The following is a 14650-nucleotide window of genomic DNA, read 5'->3' as shown; positions in this document are numbered from 1 at the left end:
GGTTTTATAGAAAGCTTTTTGGGAATCCGATTATGGAAACTGGGCAATGGGCCAACGCCGTTGTTCTCGTCTTTCCAGTTGTATCAAACGAGGGGACAACCAATGAGAAAGATTTTTTCCTCCCTTGCACTGGCTGGAGTTGTGGCAGTTGCCCCGGCCATTGCGGGCGCCCAGACGCCGGAGGGGCCTTATGTTGCTATTCATGGTGGTGTGAACTGGATGCAGGACGCTGACGTCACATCAGAGGGCATCACCCTGAAGTCCAAGAAGGACACCGGCTACGCCGTGGGTGGCGCGATCGGCTATGCCTTCGGAAACGTGGGCTTCGGCAGCCCGCGCGTCGAGTTCGAGGGAACCTGGCGCTCCAACGGGATCGACTCGCTCAAGTGGGGTGGTGTGAACTACCTCGAGAAGAAGAATATCGATATCAACACCGCGGCCCTCATGGTCAACGCCCTCTTTGATTTCGACACGGGCACGGCTCTCTACCCGTACATCGGTGGTGGTGTCGGTGCGGTGCTGGGCTGGATCGACATGCCCCGCGGCGTGAAGGATGGCAGCGACACGGCGTTCGGCTACCAGGGAATTGCCGGTGTCGGGTACAACATCACCGACAACTTCGGCATGACGGTTGACTACCGCTACCTCGGCACCACGTCCTTCAAGGACGGCGGCGTGAAGTACGAGGGTCTTGGAAACCACACGGTCATGGTGGGCCTGCGCTATGCGTTCGGCGCCCCGGCTGCGGCTCCGGCCCCGGTTGCCCAGCAGGAAGTCTATGCGGTTCCCGACAGCTACATGGTCTTCTTTGACTTCGACCGCTCCAACGTGACGCCGGAAGCGGCGGGCATCATCGCCCAGGCGGCGTCCAACGCCCAGTCCAAGGGCAGCTCGGTCATCAACGTGACCGGCCACACCGACACGGTTGGCTCGCAGGCCTACAACCTCCGTCTGTCCCAGCGCCGTGCCGAGTCCGTCATGGCCGAGCTGGAGCGCAACGGGATCCCGCGCTCCGCCATTGCTGTGTACGCCAAGGGCAAGTCCGAGCCTCTGGTGGCCACCGGCGACGGCGTGCGCGAGCCGCAGAACCGTCGTGTTGTGATCGTCCTGAACTGAGGCCGTTCGCATCAGGACTTCGAGAGCGCTTCCCGGGAGAGCCGGGGAGCGCTTTCTTTTTGCCAGAAAACCAGGAAGACCCAGAAAACAAGGAGCGTCTGATGAAAACTATCCTCCGTCCTGTTCTTGGTGTTGCGTTTCTCGTGTGTGCTGCCACGGGCGTGTCGGCCCAGACGGCTGCAGATCCCTCCGGGTCAGCGGCTGCCCAGGCGCCCGCTCCGTCGGTCCGGACCCTGGGCGGGGTTCCGGGCGGCCCCGTGGTTCAGGGGCCCTACAACGTGTTCTTTGACTTCAATTCCAGTGACCTGACCCCGGGCGGCCTTCTCATTGTGGACGCAGCCGCGGACAAGGCCCGCAACGCCAGCAAGGAGAACGGCTCCGTTCAGGTCCATGTCGCCGGGCACACGGACACCTGGCACGACGAGGACCGCTGTGCCACGCTGTCCGAGGCCAGGGCCGAGGCCGTGCGTGACGAGCTGGTGAAGAAGGGGGTGCCCCCGGAGGCCATCACCCTGGAGGCCAAGGGCAAGACCGACCTTCTGGTGGACACGGCCGACCGGGTTCGCGAGCCCCAGAACCGCCGGGCGACGATTGTGGTGAAGTAGCCCGGGGTATCGGGATCGGGATGTGGGGTGCAGGCCGGGTGCCTGTCCCCCGTGCACGCGGCGTCCGGTTTTCGGGCGCCGTTTGCGTTTTGGGAGAGGGCAGGGGCCATGGCAGCCGGCGGCGCGAGCCAGGCAGGGCCGCATGCCATGGGAGCGGACTGTGTCGGGAGCGGCTTGCCGGTCCGGTCAAACCGGGTCCGGACGGGGGAGAGGCCGGGGCGGGCGGGTATGCGCGCCGGGGGCCTTTTGGGACGCCTCACGGGTGGCCCGGGGTGCCAGCGTCCGGGGCGGGGGTGTTGCCCCCGGTGCCCCGGTGCTGTGTCGTGTCACGCGGCCTTTGACGTCCGCGGTGCAGTCTGAAGCGGGCTCAGAAGTCCGCGCTGTCGTCCGGATCCGTCTCGGTCCCGCTCTCGGCCGGAGCCGGGCTGGCGGGGCGGCGGAACAGGGATTCCGCCTCGGAGTGGGCGTCCTGGGGCTCGGTCCGGCCGTAGTGGCCGGTGTCCGCGGGGGCCGCCGGCTGGGACAGGGCGCTGGCCTCGGAGGCGCGCACCAGGAAGATCGAGGAGCTGCGGGGCTGGGAGACCGCAAGGGCCTTCTCCAGGTCCGCTTCCGAGCACAGGCCCAGGGTGACCGGGTTGCGCGGCTTGATGTTGGCCGAGTTCCAGTGGCTCTTGTCCCGGATGGCCTGGATGGTCGGGCGGGTGGTGCCCATCAGCTTGCAGATCTGGGCATCGCTGATTTCCGGGTGGTTTTTCAGAAGCCAGGCGATTCCGTCCGGACGGTCGTTGCGCTTGGACACGGGCGTGTAGCGGGCGCCCTTGCGCGCACGGGTCAGGTGGCTCTCGGCGGGCCGCAGCTTCAGGCGGGTGTCCGGATCGGCCTCGCAGCGCTGGATCTCCTCGGGGGTCAGCTGGCTCTTGGCGATGGGGTTCAGGCCGGTAATGCCGATCGCGACCTCGCCATCCGCAATGGCTTGAATTTCGAGCGCGTGCATTCCGCAAAAGTCGGCAATCTGCTCGAACGTCAGGGACGTGTTCTCCACGAGCCACACGGCGGTGGCTTTGGGCATCAGCGGAAGCGACATCGTCTTACCTCTTCGTGTGTTGTGCGACCGTGTGAAGGTTGGCCGGCAGGGCGTGAACGCGACAGAGCCCCCCTTCCGCCTGCCCGGGACGGGGCCTGCGGAGCCCTTCGAACTCAGTTGTGAAGGGAAAAGCGGCAGTCGGGACTCGGTATCCGGCCCGGCAGCTCCCGAGGGCTGGGCGCTTTCGCAAAGGTATACGCCGCCTTTTGCGTGCGGTCAAACACCGATGCGCTTTTGCGCCGCGAAAAGGGGAAATAGCCGGGGGATGGCCCCGGACCGTGCCGTCCGGGTCCGGGTAGGAGGGACGGGTACGGGGGCGGCATGGGGCCCCGGCTACACAGGGCCGGGTATGTGTGGAGCGGCCCGCCGGACGCAGGGCCGGGCGCGGGTCCGGGTCTGTGTGGAGTGGCCTGCCGGACGCGCGCTCCGGTGGGGCCCCGGTGCGCCGCCGAAGGCCCCGGGGGCTCCGGCGCTTTCCCTATGCCTTTGGTTCTCCGGGTGTTATAACCTCTTCTGGACACGTTGGCAGACCGGCTTTCGCCTGCGCGGGGGCTCTGGCTCTCCCGGACGGGGAGCGGTTCTTGCGTGCGGGTCCGGCACCCCGCCGTGGGCCCGGCATGAGCCGGCCGGGGACCGGTCGTCCCGGATGACGGGCAGGGGAGTGATGGGGGCAGAAACGGCGGAGGGCCGCATGATCCAAGGACGCGAAAGCCTGGGCCGCCCGGGTATCCGCAGCACGTGTGTCCGCGCACGGGCGCCGCTGCGGCTGGGGCTCGCGGGCGGGGGCACGGACGTCTCGCCCTATTGCGATCTGTACGGGGGCGCGGTGATGAACGCCACCATTGATCGCTTCATCTATTCCAGCGTCCGCCTGATCGAGCCCGGCCAGGTGCGTTTCGTGAGCCAGGACCTGGGGGTTTCCGAGACCCTGGAGGCCGCGCACCCCGTTCCGGCCGTGGGCCCCCTTGCCCTGCTCAAGGCCATCTACAACCGCATCGTTCGCGACTACTGCGACGGGGAGCCTCTCCCCCTGGAGATCGCCACCTACTCGGAGGCTCCGGCCGGATCGGGCCTGGGCTCGTCGTCCACGCTGGTGGTCTCGGTGGTGCAGGCGCTGGCCGACCTGCTCGCCCTGCCGCTTGGCGAGTACGACGTCGCCAGCCTGGCCTACACCATCGAGCGCAAGGATCTTGGTCTTGCGGGGGGGCGCCAGGACCAGTACGCCGCGTCCTTCGGGGGCTTCAACTACATGGAGTTCTCGGCCAACGACGCGGTGATTGTGAACCCTCTGCGCATCCGACCCGAGGTGATCGCCGAGATGACGCTCCAGACGATCCTGTGCTTCACCGGGGTCAGCCGCCAGAGCGCCGAGATCATCAACGAGCAGACCGCGAACGTGAAAAAGGGCGCCGAAAAGTCCGTCGAGGCCATGCACGCCCTGAAGCAGACCGCCGTGGAGATGAAAAACGCCCTGCTCAAGGGTGACATCGCCCGGGTGTGCGCCACGCTTCAGGCGGGCTGGGAAAGCAAGAAGGACATGGCATCGTCCATCAGCAACGCCCACATTGAGGAGGCCATGCACACGGGCCTCTCCGCCGGGGCGTCCGCCGGGAAAGTGTCGGGAGCCGGAGGCGGCGGCTTCATCATGTTTTTTGTTCCCTTCGAGCACCGGCGCAGTGTCCTTGCGGCCCTGGGTGCGCGGGGGTTCCGCACGGAAACAATCCAGTATACGAAGGAGGGCGTCACCTCATGGCGCGTGTAGACGACGTTATCAAGGCCTTCTCGGAAACCCGGGATCTGATCGGAGCCATGATGGAGGACCGGGGTCTGTGCCAGGACCTGCTCCGGGCCGTCGATGCCAGTCTGGCGTCGCTCCGCAACGGGGGCAAGCTCCTGTTCTGCGGAAACGGCGGCAGCGCGGCCGACGCCCAGCACTGGGCCGGCGAGCTGGTCGCCCGGTTCTACTACGACCGCCCGGGCCTGGCGGCGGTGGCCCTGACCACCGACACCTCCATTCTCACGGCGGTGGGCAACGACTACGGCTATGACCACGTGTTCTCGCGGCAGGTCGAGGCCCTGGGCGTCCCCGGAGACGTGCTGTTCGCCCTGTCCACCTCGGGGAACTCGCCGAACGTGGTGCGGGCCCTTGAGGTCGCCCGGGCAAGGGGGATGCTCACCGTGGGCTTCACCGGACAGGCGGGCGGGAAGATGCTGGACCTGTGCGACATCTGCTTTCGGGTGCCCAGCACCTGCACGCCGCGCATCCAGGAGGGCCACGAGCTTCTGGGCCACACCCTGTGCCAGATGATCGAGGCGGGCATGTTCCCGCGGGAGCCGGCCTGATGCTCCGGGAGGCCATCATTCTGGTCGGCGGGTTCGGGGTTCGCCTGAAGCCGGTGGTCAGCGATGTGCCCAAGCCTCTGGCGCCGGTGGCGGGGCGCCCGTTCCTGTGCTGGCTTCTGGACACCCTGGCCCGTCAGGGGGTCGAGCGGGTGATCCTGGCCAGCGGCTACATGGCCGACGTGCTCTACCGGACCCTTGGGGACACCCACGGCACCCTGCGCCTTGACCACGTTCGCGAGGAAAATCCCCGCGGGACCGGGGGCGCCCTGTGGGCGGCTCTGCGTCACAGCCGGGAGGAGCGGGTTCTCGCCCTGAACGGCGATACCTGGGCCAGCCTGGACCTGGCGGCCCTGTCCGCAGCCCACCCGCAGGCGGATATCGTGATTGCCGCCCGGGAGATCGAAAACCGCTCGCGCTTCGGCGGCCTGATCCTGGAGGGCAACCGGGTTCTGGGGCTCTGCACCGACGATGATGCGGACCACGCTCCCGGCCCTGCCGTGATCAACGCCGGGGTCTATGTCCTGCGGGCCGACCTGCCGGAGCGGTTTCCCATGCCGGAGAAGTTCAGCCTGGAGCGGGAAATCTTCGGTCACGCCCGGAACTACGAGATTTACGCCCACCTGACGGATGGCGCCTTCCTGGACATCGGAACCCCCGCGGATTTCGAGAGGGCCCAGACCCTGATCCCGGCCTGGCACCGGGGCTGAATGCCCCGAACCACCGGGGGGTGGCTGTCTTTCCGGCTGAGCCGCCCGTCCGGCTGTCCGCTCGGGGCCCCGTCTTTCCGGCTGTGTTGCCGGTCCGGCTGTCCGCTCGGGCCCCGCCGTTGCAGGAGCCCGGGGGAGCGCCCGGCCCGCATGGGGCCGGGGTCTGCGGGCAGGCTCAGGCGGCCGCCAGCTTTTCCAGCAGCCGTGCGGCCCGCACCCGGGCCTGGAGCGCCGCATCCGAGGCGGGAATCTGCTCGTCCAGCGGCGGGGCCTCCATCCCGTCGGCGATGGCCGTCACGTGGGCCAGGAACGCGTCATCCCGGTAGCCCAGGACATCACCGGCCCGCAGGGCGTCGAAGCGGACCCAGTCCTCGCCGTCCTCGAGCCCCGCAAGGACCAGGTCGTGCACGCTGGCCGGATCGAAGTCCGGGCGGTCGAAAAAGCGCAGGGCAATCTGGACAATCCGCCGCAGGTTCATGTTCTCGGAGAAGGAGAGCTGCTCGCGCAGCACCTCGACGGTGCGCTCCATCGGGGACAGGACCGCGAAGCGCCGCCCCATCTCGTAGAGCTTGGCGGGCATGACAATCTCGCTCTCCGCCACGTCCAGCAGATCCTCCATCAGCTGCTCATAGCTGTCCGGACGCTCGGGAACCGTCGGGGCGGGGGGCGGGGCGGGCGTTGCCGGTGCGGAGGCGGGCGGCAGCGCCGTCGCAGCCGCAGGCACGGCCTCCGCCGGAGCCATCGACGCGCGGCCCTGTTCCTCTGCCTGGCGCAGGAGCGATGCGTAGGAGTCGCCCAGTCCCGGCTCCGGCCGGTAGAGCAGGAAGGCCCCAAGCCCGCCGATCAGACAGGCGGCAAGGGCAATCCCCTCGTGCTCGCCGAAGCCCGGGGGCGTGGCCGCGCTTCCGGTCACGGCAGCCGCGATCCCGAAGGGAACGAAATAAAGAAGGGCGACAATCAGGGTCTGGGCAATCACGTTGGCCACAAAACCCAGAAGAACAAGAGACATCATCCCGGTCGCAGCGGCCATCCGCCACGATGACCATTTCTGAAGGGCATACATCAGCACAAAAGCGCCGAGGAATGCCGGTATCGTCCAGAAGGAGAGCTGAAGGGCTCCCGCCGATATGACGGAACCAATCATGACGAGCGAAAAAAGACCGGTAAATACTTTCCGCATCAAGAGCCTCTTGAAAGAATTAAGGGGGCGGGGTCCAGAATTTTCTCACCCCGGCGCCCGTTGACCGGAGGAGTCTTGCAAATTTTCCGGGGAAAAAAAAGGGTGCGGATGGCTGGCGCTGTCCCGGCTCCGGACCGGGGCGGCCTCGGGGTGCAGCGATGGTGCGACACGCCGGGGCAGGGCACGCCAGGCCCCGCAGGCTCCCGTGTTGCCGGCCGGGTCCGGGAGCGGTGTTCTGTCGGTGGGCACAGGACCGGGAGCGGCACCCCCCTGCACGCGTGGGCACGGGGACGGTGGCGCCGGAAGGGTGTGCCGGGAGGTGGGCACGGAGAGGGGGCCCCGGGTGGATACGGAGTGGCCCGCAGACGGTGACGCGAGGTGGTGCCGGGTGCCTCCCGTTCCCGCGTTCCGATCATGGCAAAAATAAAGCGGTTTCGAGCCTTTCGAAGATGCGCTACAGTTCATCCGGTCCGGATTCCGGGGGGAAGCCCCGCTCCGGATACGGGGCAGGCCGTGCCGCGCGGCCAGGATGCATGCGCGGCGGGCCGGATCCCTCGGGTTGACGGAACAGCAGGATAAGGAACCAACCGGTGAGCATGTTTAGTGGCAAGGTGGTCGTGGCGCAGGGCGGCGGACCGACGGCGGTTATCAATCAGTCCATGGTCGGGGCCGTCCTGGAATCCCGGAAGTTCCGGAACGTGGAGCTGGTTTACGGCGCGTCCCACGGTCTGCGGGGCATCGTGGACGAGGACTTCCTCGACCTGACCCAGGAGACCACGCACAACCTTGAAATGGTTGCGGAAACGCCCTCGTCGGCCCTGGGCTCCACCCGCGACAAGCCGGACCTGAAGTACTGCCAGGAGATCTTCAAGGTTCTGAAGGCCCACAAGGTCGGCTACTTCTTCTACATCGGGGGGAACGACTCCTCGGACACGGTGCGCATTGTCTCCGAGGAGGCCCGCCGGGCCGAGTACGGCCTGCGCTGCGTCCACATCCCCAAGACCATCGACAACGACCTGATGGTGAACGACCACACCCCGGGCTATCCCTCGGCGGCCCGGTTTGTGGCCCAGTCCTTCATGGGGGCGAATCTGGACAACCGCGCCCTCCCGGGAGTGTACATCGCGGTGGTCATGGGGCGCCACGCAGGCTTCCTGACGGCCGCCTCGGCCCTTGGCAAGAAGTTCCCGGACGACGGCCCCCACCTGATCTACCTGCCGGAGCGGGTGTTCGACGTGGACAAGTTCGTCGAGCAGGTGCGCGAGTACTACACCAAGCACGGCCGCTGTGTTGTGGCGGTCTCCGAGGGGATCCACGACAGCACCGGCCAGCCCATCATCACCCAGCTCGCCGAGCAGGTGGAGCGGGACGACCACGGCAACGTCCAGCTTTCCGGAACCGGGGCGCTGGCGGACCTGCTGGTGGACCTGGTCAAGAAGCGCACGGGCATCAAGCGCGTGCGGGGCGACACCCTGGGCTACCTCCAGCGCTCGTTTGTGGGCTGCGTCTCGGACGTGGACCAGCGCGAGGCCCGCGAGGTGGGCGAGAAGGCGGTGCAGTTCGCCATGTGGGAGGACCGGGACGGCTCGGTCACCATCCACCGTACCGGCTTCTACTCGGTTGACTACCAGTTCACCGAGCTGACCGAGGTGGCCGGCAAGACCCGCACCATGCCCGACGAGTTCATTGCCGCCAACGGCCACGACGTGACCGACGCGTTTCTCATGTACCTGCGCCCGCTTCTGGGCCGCGGCATGCCCGACGCGTACCGGCTGCGCAGGAATTTCGTTCCCAAAGTCCTGAATCGCGGCTAGGGTTCACACTGGATTCGATGCGGGCGGGGGAGCCGGAGGGCTGTCCCGCCCCGTTCTTTGGAAAGCTCATGACGTACCAAATTCCCGAAACTGTGCGTGCCGGCCGTTCCCGGGTCTTTGTCCATGTCCTCGACTCGGGCGAGCGGGTCGTGGTGAAACAGGACAACGAGCCTCGGGGCCGAATCCTGCATCTTTTGCAGCGGGTAGCCTACCGGCTCACCGGGGCTCCCCTTCTGGCGCCCACGGTTCTGGCGCCGGACGTCTCCCGGGCCACGTTCGAGGCCGGGGTTCTGCGGCGGTATGGGGCGCTGGGGCTTCCGGTGCCCAAAGTGCTGTACGAGGACCCCTCCTATCTGGTATTGTCCCACGAGGGCGAGCCGCTTGAATCCTTCCTGAGGGACAACCCGCGGTCCGCCCGAAGCCAGGATCTGATTGCAGAAGCTCTGGCCGCACTGCGGGCCCTTCACGAGAAGGGCCACGCCCATGGCGGAGCGCAGATACGGAACTTTCTGGTGCGCCAGGACGGACGTATCGTGCTGATCGACTTTGAGGAAAACACCGGGAGCGCTCCGCTCGAGCACATGAAGCTCCGCGATCTTCTTCAGTTCCTGATTTCACTGTCCAAGCGCGATTCGCAACTCGACCCGGTTGCCGTCTGCTCGATTTACGATGCAAGCGGGCGGTCTGCAGAGCGCCTCGGGAGCATTCTGGCGCGCTATCGCATCCTGAAAATTGTAAACCGCAAGCCTTTTTTACGGTTTCGGATGAAGGATGTACGCGCTCTGGTCACTTTAATCGAAAAACTGGCATAGACGTTTTCCTTCTTGCTCCCCATGTTTTTTTTGCAAAGTGGTGGTTTCCCAGGAGGAAATCCACCATACTCCCGCGCCGTGCCGCGGATGACGTTCGCACGCTAGTCCCTGATATGATTACAAAAAAGGAAACCGCTACGATGGTTACTCCTGTTGAAGAATTCCATCCCCAGCTGGACAACGCCCGGGGCCTCCTTCTCGAGGCCGCAAGGCACCTTGACGTCCACCCCTCGATTATCGAGCAGCTGGGCTCGCCGAAAGAAAGCATGACGGCGCGCCTGATGGTGCGGATGGATGATAACACCGAACGCTCTTTTACCGCCTGGCGCTGTCGTTACGATGATACCAAGGGCCCCACGAAGGGCGGTATCCGCTTCCACCCCGATGCCAGCCTGGACGAGGTCGAGACGCTCGCCTTCCGCATGATGTGCAAGTGCGCCGTCATGAACCTTCCCTTCGGGGGCGGCAAGGGCGCGGTGCGGGTCGATCCCCGGACCCTGTCCCGGGCCGAGCTGGAGCGCCTGTCGCGTGCCTATGTCCGGGCGTTCTACCCGCTCATGGGTCCGGACCGTGACATTCCCGCGCCGGACGTGAACACCAACGCGTCGGTCATGGGCTGGATGGTTGACGAGTACAGTGCCCTTGCGGGCAAGCCGCAGCCGGCCTTCATCACCGGCAAGCCCATTGCGCTGGGAGGCTCGCTGGGCCGTTCCGACGCCACGGCGCGCGGCGGTTTCCACGTCGTCAAGAACCTGGAGAAGGAACTGAACCTGGCGGACTGCGACAAGACGGTCTGCATCCAGGGCTTCGGTAACGCCGGCCAGCACATGGCCACGTTCCTGCACAACGACGGCTACAAGATCGTTGGCCTGTCCGACTCCCGCGGTGCGGTCTACTGCGCCGACGGTATCGACGCCTACGAGGCCGTCCGCGTCAAGCACGAGACCGGCATGGTCAGCGCCCTTGCGGGCATGAACGGCATCCAGACCATGGATCCGGATGACCTGATCGCCGCCGATTGCTGCCTCCTGGTTCCGGCAGCGCTCGAGGAGATGATCAACAAGGACAACGCGCACCGCGTGAAGGCCAAGGTCATTCTCGAGCTGGCCAACGGCCCCGTGACTCCGAAGGCTGACAAGATCCTCGAGGACAACGGCGTGATCGTGGTCCCCGACATTCTGGCCAACGCCGGTGGCGTGACCGTGTCGTACTTCGAGTGGGTCCAGAACCTCCAGATGTTCTACTGGGAGCTGGATGAAATCCACACCCGCCTGAAGGCCATCATGGACCGCGAAAGCCGGGCGATCTGGGAGCTTGCAAAGGCGACCAAGACCTCCATGCGGACCTCGGCCTACATTCACGCGCTGCGTCGCCTGAATGACGCCATCGAGGCGGGCGGTACCCAGGGTCACGACGACTCCCGCTGATCGGGCAGACAAACCGGAACGAGTGGCGGTGCGGGCCTGTGTCCGCCCGCGGCTCCGGTCCTCCTGACTGAAAAAAGCTCCGGGGCCTGTGCTCCGGGGCTTTTTCTGTGCGCTGCGGGCCCTGCGGGCTTGGGGCCAGGTGTGTCGGGTCGATGTGTGGGGCCGGGGCCCTGTTTGCGTTGCGGACCCTGCCTGGGCCCGGGGCCTGCTTCGGTGGCCGTTTTTGGGGGCGTGGGGCTGGCGGCGGGATCGGCGCAGCTCCGGTGTCCGGTGCCCCGCTCCATGCCGGCTGACGCGTGGGGGCGTCCATTTTCGGCCGTCACGCCCGACCGGCGGTGGGGCGGCGAGGCGGGGTGCGTTGTCGGGGAGCCCGATGCCGACGGCCTTTTCGGTCGTGCGAGAGCGCCCCTCCGTGGCCGCCGGATGGTGCGCCGTTGCTGCCGGGTGGCCGGACGTCGTTCCGACGGTCTGTCCTGATGGGCAGGGCGTTGTTCCGGAGGCTCTGCCAGAGGGTTTGGCGGGAATCGCGGGGCGTTTTATGGGGCGCGTGGCCGCCGGGGCATTTTCCGGATTTCTGGTGCGGGTTCCGGAAAAAGAGGCTTGCATTCCAGCCGCATGCCTTTTATGGTCCGGCCTCGTTCCTCCAGCGGCTCCGGTTTTTTTCGGGCCACAGCCGGAGCGGGATTGCCAAACGTTGCCGTTGTAGCTCAGGGGTAGAGCAACTGATTCGTAATCAGTAGGTCGGAGGTTCAAATCCTCTCAACGGCACCAGTTTTTTGATTTGAAAACAAGGGGTTGTCCGGCGTCGGGCAGCCCCTTTTTTCGTGTTTTCCAAAACGGTCAGCGGCGGTTTCCAAAATGCCCGGCGGCTCTCCCGTTTTGCCCCCCGGCGTGGGCCCGCGCGCGTCTTTTCGCTGCCCGGGCAACCCTGTGGCAGAGCCCGCCGTCCAGGGCGCACAACGGGTCCGGGCGCTCAGAGACGTCTCAGCATCGAGGCCACCAGGAGTCGGTGAATCGGACGCACGGGAAGCATATAGACCCTCCCAACCCGGTTGTGTGTCCGGACCGAAGCCGTCAGATGCAACCGGCGCGCTCCCGGCTCTCCGTGAATGTTGATGGAAATCATGACATCCAGGTGATGATCATTTGCGCTCAGTACAAGGCGCTCATCGGAGACCCGGACAACGTCGAAAAAGTCCACCCGGCCACCGGAGACAACCTCGCGGCTGCATGGTCCCTCGAAACCGCCGACTGGCCGGATACCAACAGACGATCCGAACGCGTCACGCACGCGAAACAAAAGGCGATAGAGATCCGGCAAGCGGCTCGTCATTGTCCAATAGGCGTCGACGGCTGTCATGCCGGACGCAACCGGGGCGTTCTGTGTGTCGTGATACGCCAGAAGCGAAACCGGCGCCGTCAACATGGTTCCTGGAACCGGGGTCTCGACCTCAATCATGGGGCATTCCTCCTGAGACAGGATTGGTGACAGACCGGAGGCGTTACGGTAACGGGTAGAGAGGCGCCCGTCATCAGGCAGGAAAAACTGCCGTTCGGTGTGAACCAGGCGGCCCGTGCCTGAGGAACAGCGGCGGGCTGCGAGGATCCGGTCCCGGGAGCGTTGGGCGGGGGTCATCCTCACGGCTTGGCCTCCGCCGCAGCGGGGGCGGTTTCGCCCGGATCGGTATCGGAGCCCGGGAGGCGGATGCCCTCGATCAGGCAGCCCGCGCCGTAGTCCTCCACCACAAAGGCGTCGTTGGAGCTCTCAAAGTTCACCAGCCGGTTGCGCTCTGGTTCCTCCCTCAGGTACCGGCGCCGGGCGCCGGTCTGCCAGTAAATCGAGAGGTTGGACAGGGGCGTCACGAAAACCGCGTCTTCCGGGAAGAAGGGGACGCTCACGGCTGGCAGTCTGCCGAGGCGTTCTTGAGACATGAACACCTGCCCCGTAAGGGGCTTGGTGGGTTTCTCGGCGCCGTTCACCAGAGGGAAGTACTTGTCGTGCAGCAGCGTTTCCCCGCAAACAGCCACCAGGTCCGTGCGTCTCCTGTGCTTGGGGTCCAGAAGGGTGCTCGCAGCGTCGCAGACCGCCGCGTCCAAGGTTTTGTAGTCCGTGTTGGCGTCCGGGCCCACCTTCACGCCTTTGAGAACCCGCTTCGGGGCCTCGTTTCGATAGTGCTGCAGCCAGCCCACCTGCACGTCCTGCAGCAGCGGGTTGGCGACCGGGTTGGGCTGGGCCGCGTGTCGGGCACCGTTCCACCCGATCATAATTCGGTCCCGGGCCTGCCGGAGGAGGAACAGGTCCGCCACCTTATGCTGGAAGTCCGGGAAGTTCGCCCAGGCGTCCAGGGTGGAAAACGAAATGAACGTGTCGTAGTTGATCCTTCTGCACCGGTAACGCCGGGCGTCCAGGGAGTGGGCCGCATGGGGCTGGAGTGCCGCACCGCCGTCATAGCGGGTGGGTGAGGGCGTGGGGTCGCCCACCTTATCGCCCTCCATCTCGCGCACACCGACCATGTTGATGCGGCTCAGGAACTCGGCGTGTTCCTGTATTCTCGTTTCCAGCCGCTGCTGGACTGAGGGATCAACGGTGAAAAGTTTGGAGGCGTCATCGACGCCGTTGATTTCTGCCAAGCGGTTGTAATACGTCCGCAGGGCGTGACGAAGCTCTGGATGCATGGTTTCGGGTCTCCGGTCTGGATCAGAAGTCGGTTTGGGCGGGGGCGGGGCGCCCGTGGCCAGGGCCCGGGTCGTGGTTTCCGGGCGGGCGGGCTCTCGGGACAGGGCGGTGGTCAGGTCGTCCAGGCGGCGGCTCAGGGCGTCAATACGCTCGCCCGAGCGGCGCGCTCCACGTCCGCCACGGTCTGGTCCGTCTGCTCGGCCACCAGGCGGACCGCGGTGTGTACATCGGCCAGGGCGGCCGCGTCTGTGCGTTCCTTTCGGGACAACAGACCGCGGACCCGCTCGAGCAGGCTCGGGGTGTCCGGGGCAGTGGCGTCCGCCGGGGCATCCGCATCAAAGGCCATCTCCACCGGCTCGGCCTTGGCGAACAGGGTGCCGGGCGCGGTCTTGGGGGGCGCCAGCGGGTTCACTTGGGCTCCGGCCGCAAACTTCAGCATCTCGCAGCCCAGGGGCGCCGGGGAATCGGTCACAGCCAGGCCCATCAGATCGGCCTCGCCCGTATCTGCGAATTTCGGTTCAATCTCGATGGACATGTAGATTTTCTGGCGGGCCCTCCATAAAGCCACCAGATCCGGGGGCAGGTCGATGGTGGTGTACAGGGCCAGCCTGCCGTCCTGCACCTCCCGGGTGCTCAGAGCAATCACATCGCCATAGGCCCGGAAGGGCCCGTCGGGCAGGATGCCCCGGTAATGCTCAAGATTGACCCGGGCGCCGTAGAGCCTCGGGTCGTAGTTTTTCGCCATCTGCTCGATCCGGGCGCGGGACAGGGCAAGCCCGTCACAGGTCGCGCCCTCGGTGGCCACGCGGAAGGTCCGGGGCCGGGAGGCGGGCCTGGGGTCGGAAGAAAAGGTCATCAGTGAGCTCCATGCAACTTGGGATGGTG

At 66.1% G+C, this 14650-nt stretch carries 13 protein-coding genes and 1 tRNA gene; 9 read left to right on the top strand and 5 right to left on the bottom strand.

Going from position 1 to position 14650, the window contains the following annotated elements:
• Window positions 1-102: 102 nt before the first annotated feature.
• Together IHV25_RS09535 and IHV25_RS09530 are read left to right on the top strand one after the other, a co-directional pair.
• Window positions 103-1116, top strand: a complete 1014-nt coding sequence (locus IHV25_RS09535) for an OmpA family protein (protein WP_192534894.1) — start codon at window positions 103-105, stop codon at window positions 1114-1116.
• Between the two features lie 101 nt (window positions 1117-1217).
• The gene (locus IHV25_RS09530) at window positions 1218-1721 is read left to right on the top strand and encodes an OmpA family protein (RefSeq protein WP_192534893.1); all 504 of its coding nucleotides are present in this window, start codon (window positions 1218-1220) and stop codon (window positions 1719-1721) included.
• 367 nt (window positions 1722-2088) lie between these two features.
• On the opposite strand, the gene IHV25_RS09525 is transcribed toward IHV25_RS09530, so the two are convergent.
• Entirely contained in the window at window positions 2089-2805 is a 717-nt protein-coding gene (locus tag IHV25_RS09525; RefSeq protein WP_192534892.1) for a DUF1013 domain-containing protein, read from the bottom strand.
• Window positions 2806-3496: 691 nt separating this feature from the next.
• Here IHV25_RS09525 and IHV25_RS09520 point away from each other — a divergent pair.
• From IHV25_RS09520 to IHV25_RS09510, 3 genes are read left to right on the top strand one after another with little or no spacing between them, the layout of a single operon-like run.
• Complete coding sequence (locus tag IHV25_RS09520; RefSeq protein WP_192534891.1) at window positions 3497-4567, top strand: GHMP family kinase ATP-binding protein; 1071 nt, start codon at window positions 3497-3499, stop codon at window positions 4565-4567.
• Entirely contained in the window at window positions 4555-5148 is a 594-nt protein-coding gene (locus IHV25_RS09515) for a D-sedoheptulose-7-phosphate isomerase (RefSeq protein ID WP_192534890.1), read from the top strand. The genes IHV25_RS09520 and IHV25_RS09515 overlap by 13 nt, the downstream gene beginning before the upstream one ends.
• Complete coding sequence (locus IHV25_RS09510; protein WP_192534889.1) at window positions 5148-5855, top strand: sugar phosphate nucleotidyltransferase; 708 nt, start codon at window positions 5148-5150, stop codon at window positions 5853-5855. The genes IHV25_RS09515 and IHV25_RS09510 overlap by 1 nt, the downstream gene beginning before the upstream one ends.
• Before the next feature lie 175 nt (window positions 5856-6030).
• On the opposite strand, the gene IHV25_RS09505 is transcribed toward IHV25_RS09510, so the two are convergent.
• Window positions 6031-6885 carry a hypothetical protein gene (locus tag IHV25_RS09505; RefSeq protein ID WP_192534888.1) on the bottom strand — a complete coding sequence of 285 codons (855 nt, stop codon included), beginning with the start codon at window positions 6883-6885 and terminating at the stop codon, window positions 6031-6033.
• A 746-nt stretch (window positions 6886-7631) separates the two neighbouring features.
• Here IHV25_RS09505 and IHV25_RS09500 point away from each other — a divergent pair.
• The 4 genes from IHV25_RS09500 (at window position 7632) to IHV25_RS09485 (ending at window position 11859) form a co-directional block, all read left to right on the top strand.
• Window positions 7632-8849 (top strand): 6-phosphofructokinase, encoded by a 1218-nt coding sequence (locus IHV25_RS09500; RefSeq protein WP_192534936.1) that lies wholly within the window; start codon window positions 7632-7634, stop codon window positions 8847-8849.
• A gap of 68 nt (window positions 8850-8917) precedes the next feature.
• On the top strand, window positions 8918-9661 hold the full coding sequence (locus IHV25_RS09495) for a lipopolysaccharide kinase InaA family protein (RefSeq protein WP_192534887.1): 744 nt from the start codon (window positions 8918-8920) through the stop codon (window positions 9659-9661).
• Window positions 9662-9801: 140 nt separating this feature from the next.
• A complete protein-coding gene (locus tag IHV25_RS09490; protein ID WP_192534886.1) occupies window positions 9802-11088 on the top strand; it encodes a Glu/Leu/Phe/Val family dehydrogenase in 1287 nt (428 codons plus the stop codon).
• A 696-nt stretch (window positions 11089-11784) separates the two neighbouring features.
• A tRNA-Thr gene (locus tag IHV25_RS09485) sits at window positions 11785-11859 on the top strand.
• A gap of 202 nt (window positions 11860-12061) precedes the next feature.
• Here the strand turns inward: IHV25_RS09485 and IHV25_RS09480 are convergent.
• The 3 genes from IHV25_RS09480 to IHV25_RS09470 all read right to left on the bottom strand — a co-directional run bounded on the left by IHV25_RS09480 (window position 12062) and on the right by IHV25_RS09470 (window position 14621).
• Complete coding sequence (locus IHV25_RS09480; RefSeq protein ID WP_192534885.1) at window positions 12062-12547, bottom strand: DUF2867 domain-containing protein; 486 nt, start codon at window positions 12545-12547, stop codon at window positions 12062-12064.
• Between the two features lie 179 nt (window positions 12548-12726).
• Window positions 12727-13764, bottom strand: a complete 1038-nt coding sequence (locus IHV25_RS09475; RefSeq protein WP_192534884.1) for a phage major capsid protein, P2 family — start codon at window positions 13762-13764, stop codon at window positions 12727-12729.
• Window positions 13765-13898: 134 nt separating this feature from the next.
• Window positions 13899-14621, bottom strand: coding sequence for a GPO family capsid scaffolding protein (locus IHV25_RS09470; RefSeq protein ID WP_192534883.1), 723 nt, complete (start codon window positions 14619-14621; stop codon window positions 13899-13901).
• Window positions 14622-14650 lie beyond the last annotated feature (29 nt).

Source organism: Phaeovibrio sulfidiphilus, from assembly GCF_014861485.1.
Lineage (GTDB): Bacteria > Pseudomonadota > Alphaproteobacteria > Rhodospirillales > Rhodospirillaceae > Phaeovibrio > Phaeovibrio sulfidiphilus.
Note: the sequence above shows the minus strand (reverse complement) of the source record. Positions and strands in the feature narration are given on the sequence as shown.